Source organism: Mycolicibacterium novocastrense (genome assembly GCF_001499835.1).
GTDB lineage: Bacteria > Actinomycetota > Actinomycetes > Mycobacteriales > Mycobacteriaceae > Mycobacterium > Mycobacterium novocastrense.
On record NZ_LQIH01000008.1, the window covers coordinates 122,261 to 147,727 of the forward strand.

At 68.3% G+C, this 25,467-nt stretch carries 25 protein-coding genes and 1 pseudogene; 11 read left to right on the plus strand and 15 right to left on the minus strand.

The window, feature by feature from the left end; all coding sequences use genetic code 11:
• Positions 1 to 18: 18 nt before the first annotated feature.
• Both AU072_RS08475 and AU072_RS08480 read right to left on the minus strand, forming a co-directional pair.
• Positions 19 to 1,389, minus strand: coding sequence for an aspartate aminotransferase family protein (locus AU072_RS08475; RefSeq protein WP_064413362.1), 1,371 nt, complete (start codon positions 1,387 to 1,389; stop codon positions 19 to 21).
• Complete coding sequence (locus AU072_RS08480) at positions 1,386 to 1,907, minus strand: Lrp/AsnC family transcriptional regulator (protein WP_064413363.1); 522 nt, start codon at positions 1,905 to 1,907, stop codon at positions 1,386 to 1,388. Before AU072_RS08480 ends, AU072_RS08475 begins: the two co-directional genes overlap by 4 nt.
• Before the next feature lie 110 nt (positions 1,908 to 2,017).
• Between AU072_RS08480 and AU072_RS08485 the strand changes: the two genes are divergently transcribed.
• Positions 2,018 to 3,514, plus strand: coding sequence for a gamma-aminobutyraldehyde dehydrogenase (locus AU072_RS08485; protein WP_064413397.1), 1,497 nt, complete (start codon positions 2,018 to 2,020; stop codon positions 3,512 to 3,514).
• Here AU072_RS08485 and AU072_RS08490 read toward each other — a convergent pair.
• Together AU072_RS08490 and AU072_RS27955 are read right to left on the minus strand one after the other, a co-directional pair.
• Complete coding sequence (locus tag AU072_RS08490; protein WP_235629851.1) at positions 3,511 to 4,644, minus strand: PrsW family intramembrane metalloprotease; 1,134 nt, start codon at positions 4,642 to 4,644, stop codon at positions 3,511 to 3,513. The two genes, AU072_RS08485 and AU072_RS08490, sit on opposite strands and share 4 nt — an antisense overlap.
• Positions 4,641 to 5,216 carry a hypothetical protein gene (locus AU072_RS27955; protein ID WP_133147268.1) on the minus strand — a complete coding sequence of 192 codons (576 nt, stop codon included), beginning with the start codon at positions 5,214 to 5,216 and terminating at the stop codon, positions 4,641 to 4,643. Before AU072_RS27955 ends, AU072_RS08490 begins: the two co-directional genes overlap by 4 nt.
• A 52-nt stretch (positions 5,217 to 5,268) precedes the next feature.
• Here AU072_RS27955 and AU072_RS08500 point away from each other — a divergent pair, with 52 nt between their 5' ends.
• Positions 5,269 to 6,177 carry a sigma-70 family RNA polymerase sigma factor gene (locus AU072_RS08500; protein ID WP_064413365.1) on the plus strand — a complete coding sequence of 303 codons (909 nt, stop codon included), beginning with the start codon at positions 5,269 to 5,271 and terminating at the stop codon, positions 6,175 to 6,177.
• Here the strand turns inward: AU072_RS08500 and AU072_RS08505 are convergent.
• The 6 genes and pseudogenes from AU072_RS08505 to sdhC form a co-directional block, all read right to left on the minus strand.
• Positions 6,146 to 6,823 (minus strand): annotated as a pseudogene (locus AU072_RS08505) (carboxymuconolactone decarboxylase family protein); the annotation flags it as partial. The gene AU072_RS08500 and the pseudogene AU072_RS08505 overlap by 32 nt on opposite strands.
• Before the next feature lie 21 nt (positions 6,824 to 6,844).
• Complete coding sequence (locus tag AU072_RS08510) at positions 6,845 to 7,759, minus strand: alpha/beta hydrolase (RefSeq protein ID WP_082680786.1); 915 nt, start codon at positions 7,757 to 7,759, stop codon at positions 6,845 to 6,847.
• Between the two features lie 59 nt (positions 7,760 to 7,818).
• Positions 7,819 to 8,619: a succinate dehydrogenase iron-sulfur subunit gene (locus AU072_RS08515; RefSeq protein ID WP_064413367.1), complete on the minus strand. Its 801-nt coding sequence runs from the start codon at positions 8,617 to 8,619 to the stop codon at positions 7,819 to 7,821.
• Positions 8,620 to 8,623: 4 nt separating this feature from the next.
• On the minus strand, positions 8,624 to 10,378 hold the full coding sequence (gene sdhA, locus AU072_RS08520) for a succinate dehydrogenase flavoprotein subunit (RefSeq protein ID WP_064413368.1): 1,755 nt from the start codon (positions 10,376 to 10,378) through the stop codon (positions 8,624 to 8,626).
• A gap of 13 nt (positions 10,379 to 10,391) precedes the next feature.
• Positions 10,392 to 10,883 carry a succinate dehydrogenase hydrophobic membrane anchor subunit gene (locus AU072_RS08525; RefSeq protein ID WP_174523737.1) on the minus strand — a complete coding sequence of 164 codons (492 nt, stop codon included), beginning with the start codon at positions 10,881 to 10,883 and terminating at the stop codon, positions 10,392 to 10,394.
• The gene (gene sdhC / locus AU072_RS08530) at positions 10,880 to 11,302 is read right to left on the minus strand and encodes a succinate dehydrogenase, cytochrome b556 subunit (RefSeq protein WP_082680787.1); all 423 of its coding nucleotides are present in this window, start codon (positions 11,300 to 11,302) and stop codon (positions 10,880 to 10,882) included. Before sdhC ends, AU072_RS08525 begins: the two co-directional genes overlap by 4 nt.
• Before the next feature lie 259 nt (positions 11,303 to 11,561).
• On the opposite strand from sdhC, the gene AU072_RS08535 reads away from it, so the two are divergent.
• Genes AU072_RS08535 through AU072_RS08545 form a run of 3 tightly spaced genes read left to right on the plus strand, consistent with a single transcriptional unit; the run spans position 11,562 to position 14,391 of the window.
• Positions 11,562 to 11,984: a cytidine deaminase gene (locus AU072_RS08535; RefSeq protein WP_064413370.1), complete on the plus strand. Its 423-nt coding sequence runs from the start codon at positions 11,562 to 11,564 to the stop codon at positions 11,982 to 11,984.
• The gene (locus tag AU072_RS08540; RefSeq protein WP_064413371.1) at positions 11,981 to 13,288 is read left to right on the plus strand and encodes a thymidine phosphorylase; all 1,308 of its coding nucleotides are present in this window, start codon (positions 11,981 to 11,983) and stop codon (positions 13,286 to 13,288) included. Before AU072_RS08535 ends, AU072_RS08540 begins: the two co-directional genes overlap by 4 nt.
• 14 nt (positions 13,289 to 13,302) lie before the next feature.
• Positions 13,303 to 14,391, plus strand: coding sequence for an adenosine deaminase (locus tag AU072_RS08545; RefSeq protein ID WP_064413372.1), 1,089 nt, complete (start codon positions 13,303 to 13,305; stop codon positions 14,389 to 14,391).
• Between the two features lie 95 nt (positions 14,392 to 14,486).
• On the opposite strand, the gene satS is transcribed toward AU072_RS08545, so the two are convergent.
• On the minus strand, positions 14,487 to 15,752 hold the full coding sequence (gene satS / locus AU072_RS08550; protein WP_064413373.1) for a protein export chaperone SatS: 1,266 nt from the start codon (positions 15,750 to 15,752) through the stop codon (positions 14,487 to 14,489).
• A gap of 121 nt (positions 15,753 to 15,873) precedes the next feature.
• On the opposite strand from satS, the gene AU072_RS08555 reads away from it, so the two are divergent.
• Together AU072_RS08555 and AU072_RS08560 are read left to right on the plus strand one after the other, a co-directional pair.
• Positions 15,874 to 16,917 carry a zinc-dependent alcohol dehydrogenase family protein gene (locus AU072_RS08555; protein ID WP_064413374.1) on the plus strand — a complete coding sequence of 348 codons (1,044 nt, stop codon included), beginning with the start codon at positions 15,874 to 15,876 and terminating at the stop codon, positions 16,915 to 16,917.
• Positions 16,918 to 16,948: 31 nt separating this feature from the next.
• Positions 16,949 to 17,365: a CBS domain-containing protein gene (locus tag AU072_RS08560; RefSeq protein WP_064346009.1), complete on the plus strand. Its 417-nt coding sequence runs from the start codon at positions 16,949 to 16,951 to the stop codon at positions 17,363 to 17,365.
• Here AU072_RS08560 and AU072_RS08565 read toward each other — a convergent pair.
• The gene (locus AU072_RS08565) at positions 17,362 to 18,453 is read right to left on the minus strand and encodes a C40 family peptidase (protein WP_064413375.1); all 1,092 of its coding nucleotides are present in this window, start codon (positions 18,451 to 18,453) and stop codon (positions 17,362 to 17,364) included. The two genes, AU072_RS08560 and AU072_RS08565, sit on opposite strands and share 4 nt — an antisense overlap.
• Before the next feature lie 3 nt (positions 18,454 to 18,456).
• Positions 18,457 to 18,747 carry a type VII secretion target gene (locus tag AU072_RS08570; RefSeq protein WP_064413376.1) on the minus strand — a complete coding sequence of 97 codons (291 nt, stop codon included), beginning with the start codon at positions 18,745 to 18,747 and terminating at the stop codon, positions 18,457 to 18,459.
• A gap of 50 nt (positions 18,748 to 18,797) precedes the next feature.
• Between AU072_RS08570 and upp the strand changes: the two genes are divergently transcribed.
• On the plus strand, positions 18,798 to 19,421 hold the full coding sequence (upp, locus tag AU072_RS08575; RefSeq protein ID WP_064413377.1) for a uracil phosphoribosyltransferase: 624 nt from the start codon (positions 18,798 to 18,800) through the stop codon (positions 19,419 to 19,421).
• Here upp and AU072_RS08580 read toward each other — a convergent pair.
• Together AU072_RS08580 and AU072_RS08585 are read right to left on the minus strand one after the other, a co-directional pair.
• Positions 19,418 to 21,046 carry a phospho-sugar mutase gene (locus AU072_RS08580; RefSeq protein ID WP_064413378.1) on the minus strand — a complete coding sequence of 543 codons (1,629 nt, stop codon included), beginning with the start codon at positions 21,044 to 21,046 and terminating at the stop codon, positions 19,418 to 19,420. The genes upp and AU072_RS08580 overlap by 4 nt on opposite strands.
• Before the next feature lie 49 nt (positions 21,047 to 21,095).
• Positions 21,096 to 21,890 (minus strand): purine-nucleoside phosphorylase, encoded by a 795-nt coding sequence (locus tag AU072_RS08585; protein ID WP_064413379.1) that lies wholly within the window; start codon positions 21,888 to 21,890, stop codon positions 21,096 to 21,098.
• A 69-nt stretch (positions 21,891 to 21,959) separates the two neighbouring features.
• On the opposite strand from AU072_RS08585, the gene AU072_RS08590 reads away from it, so the two are divergent.
• The 3 genes from AU072_RS08590 (at position 21,960) to AU072_RS08600 (ending at position 25,351) form a co-directional block, all read left to right on the plus strand.
• Positions 21,960 to 23,141 (plus strand): M20 family metallopeptidase, encoded by a 1,182-nt coding sequence (locus AU072_RS08590; RefSeq protein WP_064413380.1) that lies wholly within the window; start codon positions 21,960 to 21,962, stop codon positions 23,139 to 23,141.
• On the plus strand, positions 23,138 to 24,310 hold the full coding sequence (locus AU072_RS08595) for an amidohydrolase (RefSeq protein WP_064413381.1): 1,173 nt from the start codon (positions 23,138 to 23,140) through the stop codon (positions 24,308 to 24,310). The genes AU072_RS08590 and AU072_RS08595 overlap by 4 nt, the downstream gene beginning before the upstream one ends.
• 153 nt (positions 24,311 to 24,463) lie before the next feature.
• A complete protein-coding gene (locus AU072_RS08600) occupies positions 24,464 to 25,351 on the plus strand; it encodes a type IV toxin-antitoxin system AbiEi family antitoxin (protein WP_064413382.1) in 888 nt (295 codons plus the stop codon).
• Positions 25,352 to 25,467 lie beyond the last annotated feature (116 nt).

Below are 25,467 nucleotides of genomic sequence, written 5' to 3' on the forward strand. Positions count from 1 at the left end.
CGCCAGTCTCGCGCAAACTCAGATGCGGCGGCCGGCTTCGGCGAGCACGTCGCGCATGATCTGGTAGATCGCGTCGAATTCCTTCTGGCCGCTGATCAGAGGCGGGGCCAACTGGACGACCGGATCGCCGCGGTCATCAGCGCGGCAGTACAGGCCGGCCTCGAAGAGGGCGGGGGTCAGGAACCCGCGCAGCATCCGCTCGGACTCCTCGTCGTTGAAGGTCTCCTTGGTGGCTTTGTCCTTGACCAGTTCGATGCCGTAGAAGTAGCCCTCGCCGCGAACGTCGCCGACGATCGGCAGGTCGTACAACTGCTCGAGGGTGGCCCGGAATCTCGGCGCGTTCTCCTTGACGTGGTCGTTGAGCCCCTCGCGTTCGAAGATGTCGAGATTGGCCAGCGCCACCGCCGACGACACCGGATGCCCGCCGAAGGTGTAGCCGTGCGCGAACATGGTCTTGCCGTCGTTGAACGGCTCGAACAACCGGTCGCTGGCGACCATCGCACCGATCGGCGAGTAGCCGGACGTCAAACCCTTTGCGCAGGTGATGATGTCGGGGACGTAGCCGAAGTCGTCACAGGCGAACATCGACCCGATCCGGCCGTATGCGCAGATGACCTCGTCGGACACCAGCAGCACGTCGTACTCGTCGCAGATCTCCCGGACCCGCTCGAAATACCCTGGCGGCGGCGGGAAGCAGCCGCCCGCGTTCTGCACCGGTTCGAGGAAGACGGCCGCGACGGTGTCGGGGCCCTCGAATTCGATGGCTTCGGCGATGCGGTCGGCGCAGTACTGTCCGAACGCCTTCTCGTCGCCCTGGTACGGCGCGGGGGCGCGGTAGAAGTTCGTGTTGGGCACCCGGAAGCCGCCCGGTGTCAGCGGCTCGAACGGTGCCTTGAACACCGGCAACCCGGTGATCGCCAGCGCCCCCTGCGGTGTGCCGTGATAGGCGATGGAACGCGAAACCACCTTGTGCTTACCGGGTTTGCCGGTCAGCTTGAAATAGTTCTTGGCCAGTTTCCACGCCGACTCGACGGCTTCGCCGCCACCGGTGGTGAAGAACACCCGGTTCAGATCGCCGGGTGCGTAACCGGCGACGCGTTCGGCGAGTTCGATCGCGGTCGGCGTGGCGTAAGACCACAGCGGGAAGAATGCCAACTGCTCGGCCTGTTTGGCGGCGGCCTCGGCCAATTCCTGGCGGCCGTGCCCGACCTGGACCACGAAAAGCCCTGACAGCCCGTCGATGTAGCTCTTGCCGGTGCTGTCCCAGATCGTGACACCCTCACCGCGTGTGATGATCGGCGGAGTGATGCCGGCGCCGTGCCGGGCGAAGTGACCCCACAGGTGACGGTTGGCTTTCGCGCCGAGGTCGGCCGAAAGGGTTGAAGTCATCGAGTGCCCCAATTGTATTGCTGCTTGACGAGTTTCAGGTAAACGAGTGTCTCGGTGGATATCACTCCCGGCAGCGCTCGGATCTGGGTGTTGAGCAGGTCGAGCAGGTCGTCGTCGTCCTCGCAGACCACCTCGACGATGGCGTCGAAGGATCCGGCGGTGAGCACCACGTAGTCGACGGAATCGATGGCGGCCAGCTTTTCGGCCACCTTGGTCGTGTCGCCGGTGCAGCGGATCCCGATCATCGCCTGGCGGGCGAAACCCAGTTGCATGGGATCGGTGACGGCGACGATCTGCATGACACCGGCGTCGACCATGCGTTGCACCCGCTGCCGGACGGCGGCCTCGGACAACCCGACCGACTTGCCGATGCCCGCATACGAGCGGCGGCCGTCCTGCTGCAGCTTCTCGATGATCTGCTTGCTCAAGTCGTCGAGCGGAAACGCGGCGCCGGGACGGGACTGGTTGAGTCGGAACGAAACGGGGCCGAGGCCGTGCGTCGCACCCGGAGTAGGCATGCCAGTGATTGTGCACGGAATTCGTCGTCAGAGGCAACCACAGCCATGAAATCACTCGTTCGGGCCCGGCTCGGCTATGGGAAAGCGTAGGGGTCCGTTAGCGTATGGCCATGACTGCGACATCCGTTTCCGCCAGTGTGGCGGGCAGCTGGATCGACGGCGCCGCGGTGGCGACCGGCGGACCCGCCCACCGGGTCACCGACCCCGCGACCGGGCAGGCCGTCGCCGAATACGCGTTGGGCACGCCCGCCGACGTGGACACCGCGGTGGCCTCGGCCCGCGCGGCGTTGACCGAATGGTCCACCGCCACGCCAGCGGACCGCTCGGCTGTCCTGTTCAAGCTGGCGCACCTGGCGGGCGAGAGCGCGGAGGCACTGGTCGCCGAGGAGGTCAGCCAGACCGGTAAGCCGGTGCGGCTGGCCGCCGAATTCGACGTGCCCGGCAGCGTCGACAACATCGACTTCTTCGCCGGCGCGGCGCGCCACCTGGAAGGCAAGGCGAGCGCCGAGTATTCCGCCGATCACACCTCGAGCATCCGGCGTGAGGCGGTCGGTGTGGTCGCCACCATCACGCCGTGGAACTATCCGTTGCAGATGGCGGTGTGGAAAGTATTGCCCGCGTTGGCCGCCGGCTGTTCGGTGGTGATCAAACCGTGTGAGTTGACACCGTTGACCACGTTGACGCTCGCGCGCCTCGCCAAGGAGGCGGGCCTGCCCGACGGCGTCTTCAATGTGGTCACAGGACTCGGCGGCGAGGTCGGCACGGCGCTGGCCGGCCACCGCGACGTCGACGTCGTGACCTTCACCGGGTCGACGCCCGTGGGCCGCAAGGTGATGGCTGCGGCGGCGGTGCACGGCCACCGGGTGCAGCTCGAGCTCGGCGGCAAGGCGCCGTTCGTGGTGTTCGACGACGCAGATCTCGACGCCGCCGTCCAGGGCGCTGCGGCCGGCGCGCTGATCAACACCGGTCAGGACTGCACGGCGGCGACGCGGGCGATCGTCGCGCGCGAGCTCTACGACGATTTCGTCGCGGGCGTTGCCGAGGTGTTCTCCAAGGTCGTCGTCGGCGACCCACAGGACCCGGACACCGACCTCGGACCGCTGATCTCAATGGCGCACCGGGCGAAGGTGGCCGGCATGGTCGAGCGGGCGCCGGGGGAGGGCGGACGGATCGTGTGCGGCGGGTCGGCCCCCGACCGGCCGGGTTCGTTCTATCTGCCGACCGTGATCGCCGACGTCGAAGAGCGGTCCGAGGTGTATCGCGACGAGATCTTCGGACCGGTCCTCACGGTGCGCTCGTTCACCGACGACGACGACGCGCTGCGGCAGGCCAACGACACCGCGTACGGCTTGGCGGCCTCAGCGTGGACCCGCGACGTCTACCGCGCGCAACGGGCGTCGCGGGAGATCAAGGCCGGCTGCGTGTGGATCAACGACCACATCCCGATCATCAGCGAGATGCCGCACGGCGGCGTCGGGGCCTCCGGGTTCGGCAAGGACATGAGCGACTACTCGCTCGAGGAGTACCTCGCCGTCAAGCACGTGATGAGTGACATCACCGGGGTTGCCGAAAAAGAGTGGCACCGCACGGTTTTCGCCAAGCGCTAACCGTTTCGCGCTGCGCCGAGAGTGCTGTTTCTGACGGAATCCGAGCCGAATTCGTCAGAAACCGTAGTCTCGCCGTAGCCCTGGATACGGTCGAGGGCGGCGCGCTGCTGGGCCTTGACCGCTTTGGCCGCGGCGCGGCCACCGGACCGTTTGGCCGACTTGCGCAGGGCGCGGCGGCGGCGTCGCGTCGGCAGCGAATCCAGAACGTCTTCGCCGATGGTGGCGAGTTCGCCGCTGGCGCGGCCGGCCTCGATGCGGGCGATCACCCAGCGCCGCTCGTCACGTAGCAACAAGGCCGCGACGATGAGGAAGAACGCCAGGCTGCCGAGCATCTTGAGCGGCATCGCCGCCACCGGACCCGGTGCGTTCCAGGTGAAGTGCAGCAGCGGGCCGCTCAGAAGCAGTCCGCACGCGATGGCCAGCCGCCGCCCGGTCGACCATCGCTCGCGGTCGCGGAACGACGGCAGCAACAGCAGCACGCCCACCGATGTCAGCGCCGTATAGGTCCAGTGCGCCGGCACGGCGGTGAAGAACCGCACGACGAGGTTTCCACCCGCACCGGCCATATCCGAGTCGAGGTCCTGGAGCGCGCTGTTCGCCGCGTAGGACAGGTCTTCCATCAGGTCGAAACCGAAGCCGACGAACATCCCGACCATCAGCGCATGCGAAATGCGGTTCAACACATGGGCACCCAGCACCAGCACCACCGCCGCGCACAACGCCTTGGACGCTTCCTCGATGATGGGTGCGGTGAGCGCGGCCTCCCAGTCGGTGAACGTCTCCGGCGCCAGCACCATGCTCCACAATTGGCCGAGACCACCGTTGCCGCTCATCGCCATCGCCACAGCTGCGGTGCCGCCCAGTGCGAAGCCCGCCACGAGGGCCTGCGGATAACGCCGCCCACTACGAAACGGGTCGAACCGGAAGATCAGCCACACCATGAACGCGATGAACAGCAGCCATAGCCACGACAGGGCGATGTTGGCGTCGAGCGTCGCACGGATGACCGGGCCGGAATCGTCGAGCAGCGCGAGCGTTCCGAGAATCAGCGCCACCACGAACACCCAGAACACCGCGGACTCGGGTCGGTACACCACAGGACGCCGTTGCGGCACCGTCTGGTCACTCACGGCAGTTCCCTTCCGATCGGTGCCACCACGAGGTCCAGCGGCGGTGCGGGCTGGTCGGCCGTGCCCAGGGTCTGAACCCACACGATCACGTCGTCGTCGGCCAGGAAGGCGCATTCGCCCAGCCGGTCCTCCGCGACGAGCTCACATCCCACACCGGTGAGGGTGCCGTCGGCGGTCGTGACGATTTCGCCTGTCATCGCGGCGCTGGAACCGGTGATGCGGTCGGCCCGCATGAGCCGCCGCGCAACCGCGTCGACGTCTCGGCCTCCCCGGTCGAAGACCTGCACGATGACCAGCTCGTCACCGGAGCGGTAGCCGACCCCGTTGCCGAATTCGCGGGCATCCCAGCCCGCAGGGCCGGCGACGGAGATCTCGTTGCCGTCCTCGCTGGTCAGCACCGTCGTTTCGGAACTCGGCTGCCAGGCGTCGTCTTCGACCATTGCCGCGGCGGCCATCGGGATCCCCGGTACCGCAATCAGTCCCGTCGCCAGCAGCAGCGCTGCCCGCATCTCGATCAACGGCGTCCCCTCGATAAGTCCGGCTATGACGGGGTCGAACCTAGCAAGCGACATGCACCGCGGCGGGCACGCCACGCTGGAAGTGTTGGCGCACTAGGCTGACCGAATGACCGCCAGCGCGCGGGTCGACGAGTTCGAGGAGCTGCGGCCGCACCTGTTGTCCGTCGCCTACCGGCTCACGGGCACGGTGGCCGACGCCGAGGACATCGTGCAGGATGCCTGGTTGCGCTGGAACGGCGCCCACCACGAGTCGATCAAGGACCTGCGGGCATGGCTGACGACGGTGGTCAGCCGGTTGGGCCTGGACCGGCTTCGTTCGGCGGCGCATCGGCGCGAAACCTATGTCGGGGAATGGCTTCCGGAGCCGGTCGTCACTGCGCTGGACGGCGATGACCCGTTGGCGTCGGTGGTCGCCGGCGAGGACGCCCGGTTCGCCGCCATGGTGGTGCTCGAACGGCTCAACCCGGATCAGCGGGTGGCGTTCGTGCTGCACGACGGCTTCTCGGTGCCGTTCGGCGAGGTCGCCGACGTGCTCGGTGTCAGCGAGGCGGCGGCGCGGAAGCTGGCCTCGCGGGCCCGGCGTGCCGTCGCGGACGCTCCGCCGCCAGTACCCGATGACGCCCACAACGAGGTGGCGGGTGCGCTGATGGCGGCGCTCGCCGACGGTGACATGGAAGCCGTTGTGGCACTGCTTCATCCCGATGTCACCTTCACCGGGGACTCGAACCGCAGAGCGCCGACCGCGCCGCGCGTCATCCGCGGACCGGAGAAAGTGGCTCGGTTCCTGTTCGGGCTGGCCCGCCGCTATGGACCGTCCTGGCTCGAGGCGGGTGTGCCTGCGCTGATCAACGGCCAGTTCGGCAGCTGGACGCCGGGATCGCCGGCCCGCGACGGCTATCCGGAGATGATGCCGCGGGTCACCGCGATGACCGTGCGCGACGGCAAGGTCTGCGCGATATGGGATATCGCCAACCCGGACAAGTTCACCGGTTCGCCGCTGAGGGCTCGTCGGTAGCCGTCGTCTCCTCGCGCAAGCGCTCGTCGGAAGCCCACGGAACCCGGCACGCGTCGCCAGAGCCGAAGCCCTGCTCGGTGATGCCCAGCGCCGAGTACATCCGTGCCCGCATGTTCTCGACACCGATCTGATACGTCAACTCGATGACACCGTCGTCGCCGAACCGTTGGCGAAGGTCGTCGACCTGTTCGTCGGTGATGGTGTGCGGATCGCCGGTCATCGCGTCGGCGTAGGCGATCGCCGCGCGCTCGTCGTCGGAGAACAGCGGCGATGTCGCGTACTCGTCGATGTGCTTGAGGCGGTCGACGTCGAGGCCGTCGAGGCGTTGCAGCATTGCGCCGAAGTCGACGCACCACGAGCATCCGACCGTCCGTGCGGCCCAGAACACCGCGAGCTCGCGGACGCTCGTGGGTAGCTTCTTGGATCCCGACTGCAGCATGCCTTCGTGCACGACGTTGGCGATCATCAACCGGGGGTGATGCGCCGCGACGGCGAAGGGCTCGGGGACCTCGCCGAACCGGCGCTTGGCCACCCGGTACAGGAGCTTGGTCAGCAGCGAGGCGCGTTGCGGGGGCAGGGGTTCGATACGTGTTTTCTGTGCGTTCTCGGTCATACCGGTTAGACGAGACAGCCCGCCGATGTGTGACCGCCCGCGGCGGATTCGCGGTCAGGTCCGCGGAGCGGTCGCGTCGCGCACGTGGTCCACGAGCACGTCGTACATGCGCCGCGTCACGTCGGTGTTGTCGCTTCGGACGTTGTAGCCGTGGTCGACGCCGACGACATCGTGATGGCGCACCAGCGAGCCCGCGGCGTCCAACTTGGCGGCGTACCGGACGCCTTCGTCGCGGAGGATGTCGAACTCGGTGGTGATGACGACCGCGGGGGCGATCCCGGCGAGGTCGTCGGCGTTGGACCCCCACGCCGGCGAGGCGAACCGGTGAGTGCGGTCCTCGCGCCGCGGAATGTAGGCCGTGTCGAAGACCTCAGCCATCCACGGTTTGAGCATGGCGTCACGACCCAGCGGAGAGCGCTTCTCCGCAGCCGGTGTCACCAGGTCCAGCGGCGCATAGTGCAGCACCTGCAGCGCGATCGCCGGGCCCCCTTCTTCGAGGGCCATCCGGCTGACCGCGGCCGACAGGTTGCCGCCGGCGCTCTGTCCGCCGACGCACAACCGGCTGCCAACCCAGTCCCGTTCCTCGGCGGCCGCCCACCGCACCACGTCGAGCAATTGTTGCGCCGCGGTGGGGAACCGGTGGCCGGGCGCGAGTACATAGTCGGTGTTGACGACGACCACCCCGGCGTGCGCGGCCAGGTAGCGACACCACGGGTCGTCCTGCTCCGGATGGCCGGCGACGAAACCACCGCCGTGGATGTTGACGTAGACGCCGGGGCCCGGTGTTGCCGAGGGCGGTGGCCGGTAGATCGTCACCGCGGTGGGTCCGTGCCGGGTCGCGACGACGTCGGTGCTCGTATCGCCCTCGATGTCTCCGAATCGCACGCCCGGCTTGGGCTCGGTGTTGAAGGTTCGGGCGAACAGGCGCGCCACGCCGTCGGCGACGGGCTGCCAGGACAGTATCGACACTGCGCTCCTCTCGGGGGTTGTAGTGGAAACAACGGCGAAAGGAGCGCTTCGGTTCGCTATCAGCGCGCGAACATCAGCGCGCGCTTGACCTCCTGGATGGCCTGAGTGACCTGGATGCCGCGCGGGCAGGACTCGGTGCAGTTGAACGTCGTGCGGCAGCGCCACACCCCGTCGACCTCGTTGAGGATGTCGAGCCGCTCGGCGGCGGCTTCGTCGCGGCTGTCGAAGATGAACCGGTGCGCGTTGACGATCGCGGCGGGACCGAAGTACGACCCCTCGCTCCAGTAGATCGGGCAGCTCGTCGTGCAGCAGGCGCACAGGATGCACTTGGTGGTGTCGTCGTAGCGGGCCCGGTCGGTCTGGCTCTGAATCCGTTCGCGCGTAGGCGGATTGCCGCTGGTGACCAGGTACGGCTTGATCGCGCGGTAGGCGTCGAAGAACGGCTCCATGTCCACGACGAGGTCCTTCTCGACGGGTAGCCCGCGGATCGGCTCGATGGTGATGGTGAGCTGCTTTTTCGGGTTCTTCGGCAGCATGTCGCGCATCAGCACCTTGCAGGCCAACCGGTTGACACCGTTGATCCGCATCGCATCCGAGCCGCACACCCCGTGCGCGCACGACCGCCGGAACGTCAGCGTGCCGTCCAGGTACCACTTCACGTAGTGCAGCAGGTTCAGTAGCCGGTCGGTGGGCAGGCACGGAACCCGGAAGCTCTGCCAGCCGCCCGAATCGGCATAGGCGTCCGGGTCTTCCGGATTGAACCGCGCGATCTTCAGCGTCACCATCACCGCGCCCTCGGGCACGGGCGGCAGCTCGGGATCTTTGGTGGCCGGGCCTTTTACGTCAGGCGCTAGGGTCATTTGATCAGTACTTCCGTTCCATCGGCTCATAGCGCGTCTGGACCACGGGCTTGTAGTCCAGCCGGATGTCGGACAGAAGGTCCGCGCCCTCCTTGTAGGCCATGGTGTGGCGCATGTAGTTCGTGTCGTCGCGGTTGGGGTAGTCCTCGCGGGCATGACCGCCGCGAGACTCCTTGCGGTTCAACGCCCCAACGACGGTGACCTCGGCGAGCTCGAGCAGGAAGCCGAGCTCGATCGCCTCGAGCAGATCGCTGTTGTAGCGCTTACCCTTGTCGTGCACCGTGATTCGCGAGTACCGCTCCTTGAGCGCGTGGATGTCGGTGAGCGCCTGTTTGAGTGTCTCCTCGGTGCGGAACACCGCGGCATTGTTGTCCATCGACTGCTGCAGAGCCCCGCGGATGTCAGCGACGCGCTCGTTGCCGTGCTCGGAGAGGATGTCGCCGACCCAGTCCACCACCATGCCCGCCGGATTCTGCGGAAGGGGGACGTGGTCATGTCCCAGTGCGTAGTTGGCCGCGGCGATGCCCGCGCGACGGCCGAACACGTTGATGTCCAGCAGCGAGTTGGTACCCAGCCGGTTGGCGCCGTGGACGGACACGCACGCGCATTCACCCGCGGCATACAGCCCGGGGACGATGGTCGTGTTGTCGCGCAGCACCTGGCCGTTGACATTGGTTGGGATGCCGCCCATCACGTAGTGACACGTCGGGTAGACCGGCACGAGCTCCTTGACCGGGTCGACGCCCAGGTAGGTGCGGGCGAATTCGGTGATGTCGGGCAGCTTGGCCTCGAGCACGTCCTCGCCGAGGTGGCGCACGTCGATGTAGACGTAGTCCTTGTTGGGCCCCGCGCCACGGCCCTCGAGCACCTCGAGCACCATCGACCTGGCGACGATGTCGCGCGGTGCCAGGTCGACGATCGTCGGCGCGTAGCGCTCCATGAAGCGCTCGCCGTCACCGTTCAACAACCGGCCACCCTCGCCGCGCACCGCCTCGGAGATCAGGATGCCGAGGCCGGCCAGACCGGTCGGATGGAACTGGTGAAACTCCATGTCCTCCAAGGGAAGTCCCTTACGGAAGATGATGCCGAGGCCGTCCCCGGTCAGCGTGTGCGCATTGGAGGTCGTCTTGTACATCCGGCCCGACCCGCCGGTGGCGAACACGATGGCCTTGGCGTGGAAGACGTGGATGTCGCCGGTGGCCAGCTCATAGGCGATGACGCCGGTGGCCACCGGGCCGGACTGCGTTTCGGTGATCGCGATGTCGAGCGCGTAGAACTCGTTGAAGAACTCGACGTCGTGCTTGACGCAGTTCTGATACAGCGTCTGCAGGATCATGTGGCCGGTGCGGTCGGCGGCGTAACAGGCTCGGCGGACCGGAGCCTTGCCATGGTCGCGGGTGTGCCCGCCGAAGCGGCGCTGGTCGATGCGGCCCTCGGGGGTGCGGTTGAACGGCATCCCCATTTTCTCGAGGTCCAGCACCGCGTCGATGGCTTCCCTGCACATGATCTCGACCGCGTCCTGGTCGGCGAGGTAGTCGCCGCCCTTGACCGTGTCGAAGGTGTGCCACTCCCAGTTGTCCTCTTCGACGTTGGCCAGCGCGGCACACATACCGCCCTGGGCCGCGCCGGTGTGGCTGCGCGTCGGGTACAGCTTCGTCAGCACCGCGGTGCGGGCCCGCGGACCCGCCTCCACTGCTGCGCGCATCCCGGCGCCGCCCGCACCGACGATCACGACGTCGTAGCGATGTTCCTGAATCATGTGAAGCTCACCCTCATGAGATGTTCGCGTCGAAGGTCACCAGCACGTAGCTGCCCAGCACCAGCGTGAATCCCGTCGCCAGCAGCAACAGCGAGTTGAGCCAGAATTTCGTGGTGTTCTTGCGCGCGTAGTCACCGATGATGGTCCGCAGGCCGTTGGCTCCGTGCAGCTGGGCCAACCACAGCAGCGCCATGTCCCAGATCTGCCAGAACGGCGACGCCCAGCGCTGGGCGACGTAGTTGAAGTCGATGCGGTAGACCCCGTCCTCCCACATCAACATCACGAAAAGGTGGCCGAGCGCCAAAAAGACCAGTGCGACGCCCGAGAACCGCATGAACAGCCATGCGTACTTCTCGAAGTAGGGGATGCCGCGCGGGCGCCGTGGTGCTCGCGGGTGGTCCAGGCCGGCCGGCCTGTCGTGCTCTTTCTGCATCACCGGGGCGATGCGGCCCTCGCGGTGGTGCGGCGTCCAGGCTCCCGACGGCCCGCCGGCTGGCGCGCTCACAGGAACCGCTCCGCCATGTGCATGCCGATGACGCCTAGCGACGGGATGAAGATCGCCAGGAACACGCCGACCACGACCCAGAGCATCAGCCGCTGATAGCGCGCGCCGTGCTGCCAGAAGTCGATGAGGATCACCCGAACGCCGTTGAGGGCGTGGTAGAGCACGGCGACGACCAGCCCAATCTCCATCAGCCCGATCAGCGGAGTCTTGTAGGTCTCGATGACCTCGTTATAGGCCTGCGGGCTGACCCGCACCAGCGCCGTGTCGAGCACGTGGACGAACAAGAAGAAGAAGATCGTCGCACCGGTGATGCGGTGCAGGACCCATGACCACATCCCGGGATCGCCGCGGTAGAGGGTCCGTCTGCGCGACGGTCGCGATCGTGGAGCAGCTGGGCTCTCGGGTGTCGCAGTACTCATCTGGCCTCCAACGCCTTCGGTGGACGATTGGGCTTCGGAGCTGCACCGGGCGGCAGGTTCCTTCCTGGCGGTCGGTTCCGGTTGGCGCACTTCACCCAAACCTCGGGGCGACTCTAAACCCAGTTGTACTGCTAAACGAACTACGGTTTAGCCGTCGATGTCTTGAAAAACGCCGAAGTTAGGGTTGCCTATTCCGGGTTCCGGCTCCGCGGAGGCGGCATCGGAATGCATTCAGAACCGGCCTGGCGAGGGTGGGACGATGTTGGAGATCAACTGGAAAACGTTGCGCCGCAAGGCAACAGAAGTATCTGAGAACGCTTACGCCCCGTATTCGGGCTTCGCGGTGGGCGCGGCCGCCCTGGTCGACGACGGGCGTGTGGTGACTGGTTGCAATGTGGAAAATGTCTCATATGGTCTTGGTCTCTGCGCGGAGTGCGCGGTGGTCTGCGACCTGCATTCGAGCGGCGGTGGACGCCTGATCGCGCTGTCGTGCGTCGACGCGGCGGGGGAACTGCTCATGCCGTGCGGTCGGTGCCGTCAGGTGCTGCTCGAACACGGCGGCCCCGAGATGCTGATCGACCATCCGAGCGGACCGCGGCCGCTGGCCGATCTGTTGCCCGACGCGTTCGGGCCGCAGGACCTCGCCCGGCGTGGCCGGTCGGGAGGCGGGGAAACTCCGTGACGCAGTTCACATTTGATGCACCGTCGGTCATCCGGACCAAGCGCGACGGCGGGGCCCTTTCGGGCGCGGCGATCGACTGGGTGGTCGACGCCTACACCCACGGCCGCGTGGCCGACGAGCAGATGTCGGCGTTGCTGATGGCGATCTTCCTGCGCGGTATGTCTCCGGCCGAGATCGCTCGTTGGACGGCGGCGATGGTCAACTCCGGCGAGCGGCTGGACTTCAGCGATCTTCGCCGGGGCGGTAAGCCTCTGGCGTTGGTGGACAAGCACTCCACCGGTGGTGTGGGGGACAAGATCACCATCCCGCTGGTGCCCGTGGTGATGGCCTGCGGCGGCGCGGTGCCGCAGGCCGCCGGCCGCGGACTCGGCCACACCGGCGGCACGCTCGACAAGCTCGAGTCCATTGCGGGGTTCACCGCAGAGATCTCGAAACATCAGATCCGCCAACAGCTTTGCGACTTAGGCGCTGCGATATTCGCCGCGGGTGAGCTGGCTCCCGCCGACCGGAAGATCTACGCGCTGCGCGACATCACGGCGACCACGGAGTCGCTGCCGCTGATCGCGAGCTCGGTGATGAGCAAGAAGATCGCCGAGGGCGTTGATGCCCTGGTGCTCGACACCAAGGTCGGTTCGGGCGCCTTTCTGAAGACGGAGGAGGAATCGCGGGAACTGGCCCGCACGATGGTCGAACTGGGTACCGCGCACGGCGTGGCCACCCGGGCGGTGCTGACCGACATGTCCACGCCGCTGGGCCGCGCCGTGGGCAATGCGGTGGAGGTGGCCGAATCGCTGGAGGTGCTCGCCGGCGGCGGCCCGCCGGACGTGGTGGAGCTCACGCTGACGCTGGCCGCCGAGATGCTGGACGCCGCGGGCCTCGACAGTGTGGACCCGGCCCAGACCCTTCAGGACGGCTCGGCGATGGACCGTTTCCGCGAACTCGTCGCCGCGCAGGGCGGTGATCTGGCAGGGGACCTGCCCGTCGGCCCCCACACCGAGACCATCACGGCGCCGCGCGATGGCAGGATGGAGAGCATCGACGCGATGGCGGTGGGTCTGGCGGTGTGGCGGCTCGGAGCGGGCCGCTCCGCTCCTGGTGAGCGGGTCCAGCCGGGCGCCGGGATGTACATCCACCGGCGGGTGGGCGAACCGGTGAGCGCCGGGGAGCCGCTGTTCACGCTCTACACCGAGACCCCCGACCGTTTCGAGGGGGCGATCGCCGAACTGGACGGCAACTGGGCCGTCGGCGACGCCGCACCGCCGCCGCGTCCACTGATCATCGACCGAATCACGAGCGGAGACTAGAACCGGAGAGCGAGATGACGACGCCGCTGACGCTGGACTCGATCAGGCAAGCGCCCAAGGCGCTGCTGCACGACCACCTGGACGGCGGGCTGCGCCCGGCGACCGTCCTCGAGCTGGCCGAGGCGACCGGATACGACGACCTTCCGGCCACCGACGTCGACGAGCTGGCGACGTTCTTCCGCACCGCCGCGCACAGCGGTTCGCTGGTGCGCTATCTCGAGCCGTTCGCCCACACCGTCGGCGTCATGCAGACCCCCGAGGCGCTTCACCGGGTGGCCTACGAATGCGTCGAGGACCTGGCCGCCGACAACGTCGTCTACGCCGAGATCCGCTTCGCGCCCGAACTGCACATCGACGGCGGACTGTCGCTGGACGCCGTCGTCGACGCGGTGATGGCCGGATTCGCCGACGGTGAGAAGGCGGCCAGCGCCGAAGGACGGACCATCACCGTGCGCTGTCTGGTGACCGCGATGCGGCACGCGGCACGCTCTCTGGAGATCGCCGAACTGGCGATCCGGTTCCGCGACAAGGGCGTGGTCGGTTTCGACATCGCGGGCGCAGAAGCCGGCCACCCGCCCACACGCCACCTCGACGCGTTCGAGTACATGCGAGGAAACAACGCGCGCTTCACGATTCACGCGGGCGAGGCGTTCGGTCTGCCGTCGATCCACGAGGCGATCGCATACTGCGGCGCCGACCGTCTCGGCCACGGCGTGCGGATCGCCGACGACATCACCGTCGCCCCCGACGGCACCGCGCAGCTGGGCCGGCTTGCGGCGCTGTTGCGCGACAAGCGAATCCCGTTCGAGATGTGCCCCTCGTCCAATGTGCAGACCGGCGCTGTCGCCAGCATCGCCGAGCATCCGTTCGACCTGCTGGCCCGGCTGCGCTTCCGCGTCACCGTCAACACCGACAACCGGCTGATGAGCGACACGACGATGAGCCAGGAGATGCTGCGGCTGGTCGAGACCTTCGGCTACGGCTGGAGCGATCTGCAGCGGTTCACGATCAACGCGATGAAGTCGGCGTTCATCTCGTTCGACGAGCGCCTGTCGATCATCGACGACGTGATCAAGCCGCGCTACGCGGTCCTGATCGGCTGAGTGTCCTTCTTTTTTCCGCGCGAGCGACCGTGTTTGCGCACCGACACGCCGCGTGCGCGTGAGAGTTTGCGGTCGCTCGCGGCGAAGGCGTGCTCCTATTCGGGGCGGAGCCGGGACTCGACGAACGCCTCCAACGCCTCCCACTGCTCGACGGCCTTGGCGTAGGGCGGGCTCGGTGCGCGGACGGTGTCGGGTTCCAGGACGTGGGCGATCAGCCTGCCGAGCGGCTGGTCGGGATCGAGGGCCTGATCGACGGTCGTGTCTTCGGAGTAGTCACCGACATCGCGCAGCAGTTCGACGGCGAGCTCCAACTGGTCGCGGTCCAGCGCATCGGGCCCGTCGGCGAGGTCGTCGACGATGCCGGTCAACACGTAGACGTTGTCGTCGGTGATCTCGACCTGCAGTGAGCCGTCGGTGGCGGCCGTGCGGATGTCGTCGTAGGTGGCCAGACCGGACAGGTCGTGGTCGTGTTCGTCGGCCAGATAACGCGCCAGCGCCCGCTCGGAGCCGAACACGCTGATGCGCCCGTTGCGGCCGAGGAAGACCGGCTGGTCGTCGAGGTAGCAGCGCAGCGTGTAGTAGGTGCCCGCGCTCGTCATCAACCGGACCGGGTCGATGCCGACCTTGAGCCAGAAGTCCTCGTCGCTGCCCAGCACCTGGCTCTGCGCCTGGCTGGTCAGGGCGTCGGAGTCCTCCTCGGCCTCCTCGGTGTCGTCGGCCTCGGAAACCCCGTCGACCAGCTCGTCGTCTTCGGGTTCCGGCGCAGGCTCGGCCAGCTCGGCTTGCGCCTTCTGCGAGGCGGAGCTGTCGACGTCGGGCGTCGTGATCACCTCGTCGAGCGCGTCGACGACGTTGTCCCAGGCCCGGGCGATGACCGCCTCGATCTCGCCCCACTTCTTACGTCCGCTGCGGCCGGCGAAGGCGTCGATCCCGCCGCCGAGCATGCCCAGCACCGGGTTGCCGTTGAAAAACCTTGTGACGACGGGCAATTCACACACCGAACCGAGCGACGAGACGACCACCAGTGTGCGGTGCAGTTGTCGAACCGCATCCTCGTTGACCTTCTCGGCGACGATCTCGGGCACGCCGATGACGTCGTACTGGTGCTCCTCGGCCGGGTCCAGCCGGTGGGCGTTGGCCTCGGTGAGCTTGGCCCATGCGGGGTGATCGGCCAGGTCGTTGTCCTTGTCGGTCCTGACGAACGCGACCAGGTCGGCCACCGACTCGAACCCGTACAGATCTTCGTCCTTGCCGAGGAAGGCCTCCCACTCGTCGCCGCCGTCACGCCAGCGTGGAGCCCATAACGTGTACAGGTCGCCCTTGGTCAAGCCGAGCCGGATCGCCACGATGTCAGCAGCCATGCGGCACACAATAGCCACCCTGGCTGCGAGCCAGTGCGCCCAGCACGTGACGACGCCCGCGCGAAACTCTTATCGGTGATGGGATGCGGCGTAGCGTCGGGCGCGAGCCAAGGAGACAGATATGAAGGCGCTGGTGTACGACGGGCCGGGACGACGGTCATGGACCGACGCGCCGGACGCGGCCATAGCGTCGCCCACCGACGCGGTTGTGCGGGTGGACACCGTGACGATCTGCGGAACGGATCTGCACATTCTCAAGGGGGATGTGCCCGAGGTGACGCCTGGGCGCATCCTGGGCCACGAGGCGGTCGGCACGGTGGTGGAGGTGGGCGCGGCGGTGCAGCGCGTCGCCGTCGGCGACCGGATACTGGTCTCCTGCGTCACCGCCTGCGGTAGCTGCCGGTACTGTCGCGACGCCGCGTACGGGCAGTGCCTCAACGGCGGCGGCTGGATCCTGGGGCACCTGATCGACGGAACCCAAGCAGAATTCGTGCGCGTGCCGTACGTCGACAACTCGACGCACAAGGTTCCCGACGGCGTCAGCGACGAGGAGATGATCCTGCTCGCCGACATCCTGCCGACCTCCTACGAGGTGGGTGTGCTCAACGGACGGGTGCGGCCCGGTGACGTGGTGGCGATCGTCGGGGCCGGACCGATCGGACTGGCCGCGATCCTCACCGCGAAGTTGTACAGCCCCAGCCACATTGTGGCCATCGACATGGCGGATTCCAGGCTCGATGCCGCCCGCAAGTTCGGCGCCGACGCGGTGGTCAACAACCGTCGCGACGACCCGCACGCGGTGATCGCCGAGCTGACCGGTGGCCTCGGGGCAGACGTAACCATGGAGGCCGTCGGCGTACCGGAAACGTTCGAGTTGGCCGTGCGCCTGGTGCGCGCGGGCGGTCACGTAGCCAACATCGGCGTCCACGGGGGGCCGGCGACGCTGCACCTCGAGGACATCTGGATCAAGAACCTGACCATCACGACAGGCCTCGTGGACACCTATTCGACCCCCACCTTGATCGGGCTGGTCGCCAACCACCGCCTCGACACCTCGCCGATGGTCACGCACCGGTTCCGGCTCGACGAGTTCGAAACCGCGTACGACGTGTTCAGCAACGCCGCCGAGACAGGGGCGTTGAAGGTGGTGCTCACCGCCGCGTGATGGTCGAGGCCGGGATGGCAGCATGGCGGACATGACCGACAATCTCCCTTCTCCAGGCTCGACACCGGTTTCTGATGTCATCGGTGACCCGGTGGCTCGGGTGCCGGCGAACGCCACGATCGCTGAGGCTGCCGATGCCCTCGTCAAGCACGAGGTCGGCGCGATCGTCGTCGGCGACGACGAGCGGCCCTCGGCCTTGGTGTCCGAGCGGGACGTCGTGCGCGCCGTGGCCGCCGGTCAGGATCTGTCGATGCCGGCACTGGAGGTCGCGAGCAAGAAGCTGGTCTGGTGCGAGGCCGACGCCACGGTCAACGAGGTGGCGGTTCGGATGATGGACCGCTACATCCGCCACGTCCTGGTCGAGCGCGACGGAGAACTGGTCGGAATCGTCTCAGCCCGCGACCTGCTCGGGGTCTACGGCGCCGGCGCCGACCTGGACGTCAGCTAGGCCGTCGGCCGCCAGAACCCCTGGAAGCCCTGCCCGGCGTTGGTCGTGCGGATCGGCGAGAGTTGCACCGGGTCGCCGGCCTCGATCATCTGGCCGTTCCCGACGACCATCGCCACGTGACCGTCCCATATCGCGAGGTCGCCCGGCCGCAGGTCGCCGGCCCCGACGGGGGCGCCGACGTCCTGTTCCTGGGCCAGCCGCGGAAGTGTCAATCCGGCTTCCGAATAGGCCCACTGGGTGAGCCCGCTGCAGTCGAGGCCGACACCCGGCGTGGTGCCGCCCCAGTCGTACGGCACTCCCAGCTGGGTCAGGGCATACCGAACGGCGCTCGCGGCCACCGCGTTCGGTGCGGTTGCCGTGCTGCCGTCCGGCAGTCGCACCGCCACGCCGTCGCCGAACCTCGCAGCATCAGGCGGCTCGGGGCGCGACCACTCGGCGATGTCGCGCACGAGCGAGCCGAGACCGCCCGTGCTCGCACCGGATGCCAGTCCACTCGCACCGGAACCCGCTCCGCCGGCCGGCACACCTCCGCCGCCGAATCCGGGGGCACTGAACCCCGCGGGCGCGGTCGGCGCTGGCCCGGTCATCGGCGCCGACGGTGCGGTGGGAAAGCCGGCGGCGTGCCCGTCCAGTTCGGCGCGCAACTCGTCGACCACCGCGACGGCCTCCGCGAGTGAACGCCGCGCCTCGACGACCAACTCCTCCGTCACCCCCGGCGAGTCGAGGAACGGTTCGAGCGCAGCCGCCCGCGCCTCGAAGGTGTCGACAATGTCGCTCAGCCGTTCCCGAGCGCGCGCCACCGCGGCGCCTGCCGTCTCAGCCGCGGCACCGAGCCGCCCCACCCGCTCCGCGAGCTCATCGGTCCGCGCGACGGCCGCGGTGAACACGCCCGCAGCCGCGTCGGCACCCGCGCCCGCCCAGTGCTGCGCCGCGCGGCCCCACGCCTGGCCCACCGACGCCGACGCCTCGCGCAGCGCATTGTGCACATCGCGCAGCGCGGTCGCGAGCTCGGCGGCCGAACCTGACCCGACCAGCGACTGGACCTCCCGCAGCGGCGCCGTCAGCCCGGCGATCAACCCACTCGGCATCGGCTACAGGCCGAACACCCGTGCGCCCGCGCGTTCGTCGGCGTCGTCGTAGGCGAGCGCCGTCCGGTAAGCGGCGTCACCGCTCGCCGAGGCATGATCGCCCAGCGCGGCCACCCCGCGGGCCTCGCCCTGGATGGCGTCGGCCAGCGCCGCGAGGAACGGCCGGCCGACGGGACCGAACGCGGCCGCGGATGTGGTGACCGCGGCCAGCTTCGAAGCGATTGAGGCCAGTTCGTCGGCATGGGCGGCGGTGGTCGTGGCCAGCGCCCGGACCGCGTCAGTGTCAGCGTGCATATGGAGTAGGACGCGGCGCGGCGACCCCCGGTTCCCGCTATGGTCGCCCCATGGATGTGCGCGTGGTCGATCACCCGCTGGCGGCCGCACGACTGACCACACTGCGCGACGAGAACACCGACAACGCCGCCTTCCGGGCGGCACTTCGCGATCTGACGCTGATGCTGGTGTACGAGGCCACCCGCGATGCCGCGGTCGAGACCGTGCCCGTGCGCACCCCGCTCACCGAGACGACCGGCTGCCGGCTGGCCAACCCGCCGTTGCTCGTACCGGTGTTACGCGCCGGCCTCGGGATGGTGGACCAGGCACACGCGTTGATACCCGAGGCGCGCGTGGGCTTCGTCGGCGTCGCACGCAACGAGGAAACGCACCAGCCGACACCGTATCTGGAGTCGCTGCCTGCGGACTTGAGCACGCAGCCGGTGATCGTGCTCGACCCGATGCTGGCGACGGGCGGTTCGATGGTGCACACCGTCGAACTGCTGTATTCCCGGGGTGCCGTTGACATCACGGCGGTCTGCGTCGTTGTGGCCCCCGAAGGCCTTGCCGCACTGGAGAAGGCGGCACCGAACATCCGGCTGGTCACCGCGACCATCGACGAATGCCTCAACGACATCGCTTACATCGTGCCGGGCCTCGGCGACGCCGGGGACCGCCAATTCGGCCCGCGTTAAAGGCGCCCGGCGACCTCGCGTAGCTCGTCCTGCACGCGCTGTGCCCGTTCCCGGGCGGCCGCCAGATCGTTGACCTCGCTACAGCGAACCTCGATGTAGGACTTCACCTTCGGCTCGGTGCCGGAGGGTCGCACGACCATGCGCACCGAGACGTCGTCGTCGCCTCCGGTCATGACCACGGCGTCGGTGCCCTCGTCGGGCAGCAGGTCGGTGACGGTCACCTCGTAGCCGGCGAGGCGTTCGGGTGGTGTGTCCCGCAGGCGTTTCATCACCGCGGCGGCCTCGTGGGCGTCCTCGACGAGTCGCGACACCGCGGTCGTGGTGTGCACACCATGGCGGCGGGCCAGGTCGTCGAGCGCATCGAGCAGTGTGTGCCCGCGGTCGCGCAGCGCGACGATCAGATCGCAGATCAACACCGCCGCGCTGATGCCGTCCTTGTCGCGGACCGCAGACGGATCGACGCAGTGCCCGATCGCCTCCTCATAGGCGTACACCAGCGTGCAGCCGGGTAGGTCGACGTCGGCGCGTGACAACCACTTGAAGCCGGTAGGTGTCTCGACGTGCCGTGCTCCGTGCTCACGCGCGATCGCCGAGAGCATGCGCGACGACACCAGGGTGCTGGCCACGACCGTCGTCTCCATCACCGGTCCCGGCTCTATCTGCGAGAGGATGAAATCGCCGAGCAGCCAACCTGTTTCGTCGCCGGACAGCATGCGCCACCCGTCGGGCGTGGGAACGCCGACCGCACATCGGTCGGCGTCGGGATCCAGTGCTATTGCGACGTCGGCGTCGACGTCGGCGGCCAGTCTCAGGACGGCTTCGACCGCCTCGGGTTCCTCGGGGTTGGCCGTGGAGACGGTGGGGAAGTCAGGGTCGGGCGCGAACTGCTCGTCGACGACGTGCACATCGGGAAGGCCGGCGCGCACGAACGCGTCGAGCGCGAACTCCCCGCCCACACCGTGCAGAGGAGTGAACGCAATCCGGACCGCGCCGTGGGTGTGCCGGAGAGTGGCCGCGCGTTCGACGTAGCGCTGGATTTCGTCGACGCCCCCGGGGCTGACCTCCTGCCGGGGGATCTCGTCGGCGTGCGGCGCCTCGGTCATGGCCGCCTCGATCTCGTGATCGGTGGGTGAGTTGATCGGGAAGCCGCCTCCGAAGAACACCTTGAAGCCGTTGTCGGACGGCGGGTTGTGCGAGGCGGTGATCTGGATGCCGGCCGCCGCGGGGCGATGGCGTACGGCGAACGCGAGGGTGGGCGTCGGTACGGCGGTGAGGAACAAGGTCACGGGAAAGCCCTGTGCGGCAAGCACTTCAGCGGCGGCCAGCGCGAAGTCGTCGGATCCGTGCCGGGCGTCACGGCCGACGATCACGTCCTGCCCGCCCAGTCCTCGATCCTTGAGCACCTTGGCCACCGCCCAGGAGGCCCGCAGCACCACGGCAAGGTTCATCCCGCCGGGGCCGGCGCGTAACGGCCCGCGCAGGCCTGCGGTGCCGAACGTCAAGGGGTGTGCGAACAGCTGCTCGAGTTCTTCCTCGGAACACTCCGAGAGCGCGGCGGCGGTCTTGGGATCGGGGTCGTGAGAGATCCACTCCTGCGCAGTACTTGTGGCCGGCGACGCAGTCATGCGGTTAGTGTGCCCAGTTTCTCGGCCGCATATTCCGGCGACTTCGACCTCACAGCCGGGCGATGACCGCGGCGAGCAGGGTGCCCATCCGCGTCGCGGACTGACGTCCGGCCTCCAGCACCTCTTCGTGGTTCAGCGGCTGACCCGTCATGCCCGCCGCGAGGTTGGTCACCAGCGAAATCCCCAGTACCCGGGCGTCGGCTGCGCGGGCGGCGATGGTCTCGTGCACGGTCGACATGCCGACGAGGTCGGCGCCCAGCGTGCGCAGCATCCGGATCTCGGCGGGCGTCTCGTACTGCGGCCCCGGCAGGCCGGCGTAGACGCCGTCGACGAGCGTCGGGTCGATCTCGCGGGCGAGCTCACGCAGGCGCGGTGAGTACGCGTCGACCATGTTGACGAACTGCGCACCCACCAGCGGTGACCGGCCGGTCAGGTTGAGGTGGTCGCTGATCAGCACGGGCTGTCCGACGGTGAAGTCCTCGCGCAGCCCACCCGCGGCGTTGGTCAACACGACCGTGTGCACACCGCAGGCGCAGGCGGCGCGGACCGGATGCACGACATGACGCAGGTCGTGCCCCTCGTAGGGATGGATGCGGCCCACGAAGACCAGCACACGATGCTCGGCGATGCGCATCGACAACACCTGGCCGCCGTGCCCTTCGGCGGTCGGTGGCGTGAAACCCGGCAACTCCGCGACCGGAACCACGGCGACCGGATCACCCAGCCGTTGCACCGCCGGCGCCCAGCCCGAACCGAGCACGACGGCGACGTCGTGGCGCTCGACGCCGGTGCGCTCGGCGAGCGCTTCGGCCGCCTCGTCGGCCACCGCCTGGACATCGGTCACAGTGGGCGAGCTTATCTGTCGGACCCGACGCCCGGCCCCGATGAGATGGCGCAGTGAGATACTGCCAAGATGCCAGCACTCACCGCGTCGGACGCCGTTGAGGACGCCGTCCGCCGACGCCGTGACGATCTGGTCGAACTTTCGCATTCCATCCACGCCGAGCCCGAACTCGCGTTCGCCGAACACCGCAGCTGCGCCAAGACGCAGGCGTTGGTCGCCGAGTACGGATTCGACGTCACGCAGGCGCCCGCGGGGCTCGAGACGGCGTTTCGGGCCGAATACGGAAGCGGACCGCTGGTCGTGGGCGTCTGCGCCGAGTACGACGCGCTGCCCGGTATCGGGCACGCATGTGGGCACAACATCATCGCTGCGTCGGCCGTCGGCACCGCCTTGGCCCTGGCGGAGGTGGCCGATCGACTGGGATTGACGGTGGTGCTTCTCGGCACGCCTGCCGAGGAAGCCGGCGGCGGGAAGGTGCTGCTGCTGAACGCGGGCACGTTCGACGACATCGCCGCCTCGGTGATGCTGCATCCCGGTCCGCTCGACATCGCGGCCGCGCGATCGTTGGCGTTGTCGCAGGTCGCCGTCTGTTACGAGGGCAGGGAAGCCCACGCTGCCGTGGCGCCGTACCTCGGCATCAACGCCGTCGACGCGATCACCGTCGCGCAGGTGGCGATCGGGCTGCTGCGCCAACAGATGGCGCCGGGCCAGATGGCGCACGGCATCGTCACCGACGGCGGCCAGGCCACCAACGTCATCCCGGCACGCGCCGAGATGCAGTACACGATGCGGGCCAACGACGCCGCCTCGCTGCGCGAACTCGAACAGCGGATGGCCGACTGCTTCTTGGCCGGGGCGGTGGCCACCGGTTGCGGGCACGACGTCACCGAGACCGAACCCAGCTACCACGAACTGACCCCGGACACCTGGCTGGCCGAGATGTTCCGCGCGGAGATGCAGCGGATGGGCCGCGAGCCGGTCGGTCCCGAACTGGAGGCGGCGTTGCCTCTGGGCAGCACCGACATGGGCAATGTCACGCAGGTGATGCCCGGCATCCATCCGATCGTCGGCATCGACGCGGGCGGGGCGTCGGTCCACCAACCCGCGTTCGCCGAGGCCGCCGCGAGCCCGAGCGCCGACACAGCGGTGGTCGAGGGCGCGGTCATGCTGGCCCGCACGGTGGTGCGGTTGGCAGAGACTCCCGGCGAACGCGACCGGGTGCTGGAACTGCAGGCGAGGCGGGCGTCATGAGCGTGCTGCCCCACGCCGCCGCCCGGTGGCTGTCGGCCCACTTCGATGACCTCGTCGAGTGGCGTCGCCACATTCACATGCATCCGGAGCTGGGGCGACAGGAGTTCGCCACCACGCAGTTCGTCGCATCGCGGCTGGCCGACGCGGGCCTGAACCCGAAGGTGCTGCCCGGCGGCACCGGCCTGACGTGCGATTTCGGGCCCGAGCACGGGCCGCGGATCGCGCTGCGCGCCGATATGGACGCATTGCCGATGGCCGACCGCACCAGCGCGCCGTACGCGTCGCTGGTGCCGGGCGTCTCACACGCCTGCGGGCATGATGCGCACACCGCGATCCTGCTGGGCGCCGCGCTGGCGTTGGCGTCGGTGCCGGAACTTCCCGTCGGGGTGCGGCTGATCTTTCAGGCCGCCGAGGAGCTGATGCCGGGCGGCGCGATCGACGCGATCGCTGCCGGCGCACTGTCGGGGGTCTCGCGGATCTTCGCGTTGCACTGCGACCCGCGGTTGGCGGTCGGGAAGGTGGCGATGCGGCCCGGGCCCATCACGTCGGCCGCCGATCAGCTGGAGGTGACGCTGCATTCGCCCGGCGGTCACACCTCGCGGCCCCATCTCACCGGCGACCTCGTCTACGGGCTCGGCACGTTGATCACGGGGGTGCCGGGCGTGCTGTCGCGTCGCATCGACCCGCGCAACAGCACCGTGATGGTGTGGGGCGCGGTGAACGCGGGCGTCGCAGCGAACGCGATCCCGCAGACCGGGACGTTGGCGGGCACCATCCGGACCGCGAGCCGCGACACCTGGGAAACACTCGAAACGATTGTGCGGGAGATTATTTCGTCGCTGTTGGCGCCGCTGCACATCGAATACACGGTGCAGTACCGTCGCGGTGTGCCGCCGGTGGTCAACGAGGAGATCTCGACACGCATCCTCACCCACGCGATCGAAGCGATCGGCTCTGACGTGCTGGCCGACACCCGGCAGTCCGGTGGTGGCGAGGACTTCTCGTGGTACCTCGAGGAGGTGCCCGGCGCCATGGCCCGGTTGGGCGTGTGGACGGGTCGGGGCCCCCAGCTGGATTTGCATCAGCCGACGTTCGACCTCGACGAGCGGGCGCTCGCGGTCGGAGTGCGGGTCCTGGTCAACATCATCGACCAGGCCGCCGCGTTCTAACTGCCGCGAGCGACCGTGTTTGCCCCGCAACACGCCGCGGTGACCGGGCAGTCGACGGTCGCTCGCGCCCATTGATCGTCCCCAAGCCGCACTTCATCCACATTCGCGTGCGACACCCGCGGCCGGTGCTCCTCGCTCGTCGACGATCGGCGTGTGAACCCAGAGTTGTTGCGACTCTTCAGCGCCCAGGCAGGACTGGCGAGCAGCAGCCAGATCCTGCAACACATGACGAGACGGGGCTTCGAGGCGGCACTCAAAACCGGCCCACTGCAACGACTCTGGCCGGGCGTCTACTGCTTGGAAGAACCCGACGACATCCTGCGGTTGCGGGGACTGGACTTCCGCTGCGGACGGCCGGTCGCTGCGTGTCTGCACACCGCGGCTGCGATGTACGGCTTCGATACGGCGGAGCCGACCGATCTCCATGTGCTGAGCCCACCGGGTTCACGGTTGCGGTCAACCGACGGGCTGGTGGTACACCGTCGCGAGGGTGCGCCGCTGACCGTCGTCAACGGCAGGCCGGCCACCGCGCCGGCCTGGACCGCCGTAGAGGTGGCCCGCTCGCAACGCCGGCCCAGGGCGCTGGCCACCTTGGATGCCGCGCTCAGAAGCGGCTCCTGCAATCGGACCGAGTTGTGGCGTGCCGCCGTCGCCCAGGCCGGACGGCGCGGAATCGTCGCCGTGCGGGAGTTGATCGCCCTGGCCGACGCCCGCTCGGAATCGCCGATGGAGAGCGAAGCCCGGCTGGCGATGATCGACGGTGGCCTGCCGACACCGGAGTTGCAGTATGCGGTCGTCGACGGAAACGGGGAGGTGCGTCGCCTGGACTTCGCGTGGCCCGACGTGCACGTGGCCGTCGAGTACGACGGCGTCGACTGGCACAGCGACCCCGAGGCCATGCGGCGTGACCGCAGGCGTACGGCCGCACTGCTGGATGTCGGCTGGACGGTGATTGCGATCGTTTACGACGACGTCCGTCATCGGCAGTGGCAGTTCGTCGACCGCATCGACCGACAGCTTCGTCGCGCCCGCGCGGCGTGAGCGACCGCAAAAAGTCCGCGAGATACGGTGTGTCGTCGACAGACACCTTCGTAAGTGGTGTTTGTCAATGGTGGTTGGGGTGGCCTGCCCTGGTCCTGGTCTCAACGTAGTGCGTC

Bases quoted from the DNA above. Each gene is read 5' to 3' on its own strand.
- AU072_RS08475 (WP_064413362.1), bottom strand. From the start codon at position 1,389: ATGACTTCAACCCTTTCGGCCGACCTCGGCGCGAAAGCCAACCGTCAC.
- AU072_RS08480 (WP_064413363.1), bottom strand. From the start codon at position 1,907: ATGCCTACTCCGGGTGCGACGCACGGCCTCGGCCCCGTTTCGTTCCGA.
- AU072_RS08485 (WP_064413397.1), top strand. From the start codon at position 2,018: ATGACTGCGACATCCGTTTCCGCCAGTGTGGCGGGCAGCTGGATCGAC.
- AU072_RS27955 (WP_133147268.1), bottom strand. From the start codon at position 5,216: ATGTCGCTTGCTAGGTTCGACCCCGTCATAGCCGGACTTATCGAGGGG.
- AU072_RS08500 (WP_064413365.1), top strand. From the start codon at position 5,269: ATGACCGCCAGCGCGCGGGTCGACGAGTTCGAGGAGCTGCGGCCGCAC.
- AU072_RS08515 (WP_064413367.1), bottom strand. From the start codon at position 8,619: ATGACCCTAGCGCCTGACGTAAAAGGCCCGGCCACCAAAGATCCCGAG.
- sdhA (WP_064413368.1), bottom strand. From the start codon at position 10,378: ATGATTCAGGAACATCGCTACGACGTCGTGATCGTCGGTGCGGGCGGC.
- sdhC (WP_082680787.1), bottom strand. From the start codon at position 11,302: ATGAGTACTGCGACACCCGAGAGCCCAGCTGCTCCACGATCGCGACCG.
- AU072_RS08535 (WP_064413370.1), top strand. From the start codon at position 11,562: ATGTTGGAGATCAACTGGAAAACGTTGCGCCGCAAGGCAACAGAAGTA.
- AU072_RS08545 (WP_064413372.1), top strand. From the start codon at position 13,303: ATGACGACGCCGCTGACGCTGGACTCGATCAGGCAAGCGCCCAAGGCG.
- satS (WP_064413373.1), bottom strand. From the start codon at position 15,752: ATGGCTGCTGACATCGTGGCGATCCGGCTCGGCTTGACCAAGGGCGAC.
- AU072_RS08555 (WP_064413374.1), top strand. From the start codon at position 15,874: ATGAAGGCGCTGGTGTACGACGGGCCGGGACGACGGTCATGGACCGAC.
- AU072_RS08560 (WP_064346009.1), top strand. From the start codon at position 16,949: ATGACCGACAATCTCCCTTCTCCAGGCTCGACACCGGTTTCTGATGTC.
- AU072_RS08565 (WP_064413375.1), bottom strand. From the start codon at position 18,453: ATGCCGAGTGGGTTGATCGCCGGGCTGACGGCGCCGCTGCGGGAGGTC.
- AU072_RS08570 (WP_064413376.1), bottom strand. From the start codon at position 18,747: ATGCACGCTGACACTGACGCGGTCCGGGCGCTGGCCACGACCACCGCC.
- upp (WP_064413377.1), top strand. From the start codon at position 18,798: ATGGATGTGCGCGTGGTCGATCACCCGCTGGCGGCCGCACGACTGACC.
- AU072_RS08580 (WP_064413378.1), bottom strand. From the start codon at position 21,046: ATGACTGCGTCGCCGGCCACAAGTACTGCGCAGGAGTGGATCTCTCAC.
- AU072_RS08590 (WP_064413380.1), top strand. From the start codon at position 21,960: ATGCCAGCACTCACCGCGTCGGACGCCGTTGAGGACGCCGTCCGCCGA.
- AU072_RS08595 (WP_064413381.1), top strand. From the start codon at position 23,138: ATGAGCGTGCTGCCCCACGCCGCCGCCCGGTGGCTGTCGGCCCACTTC.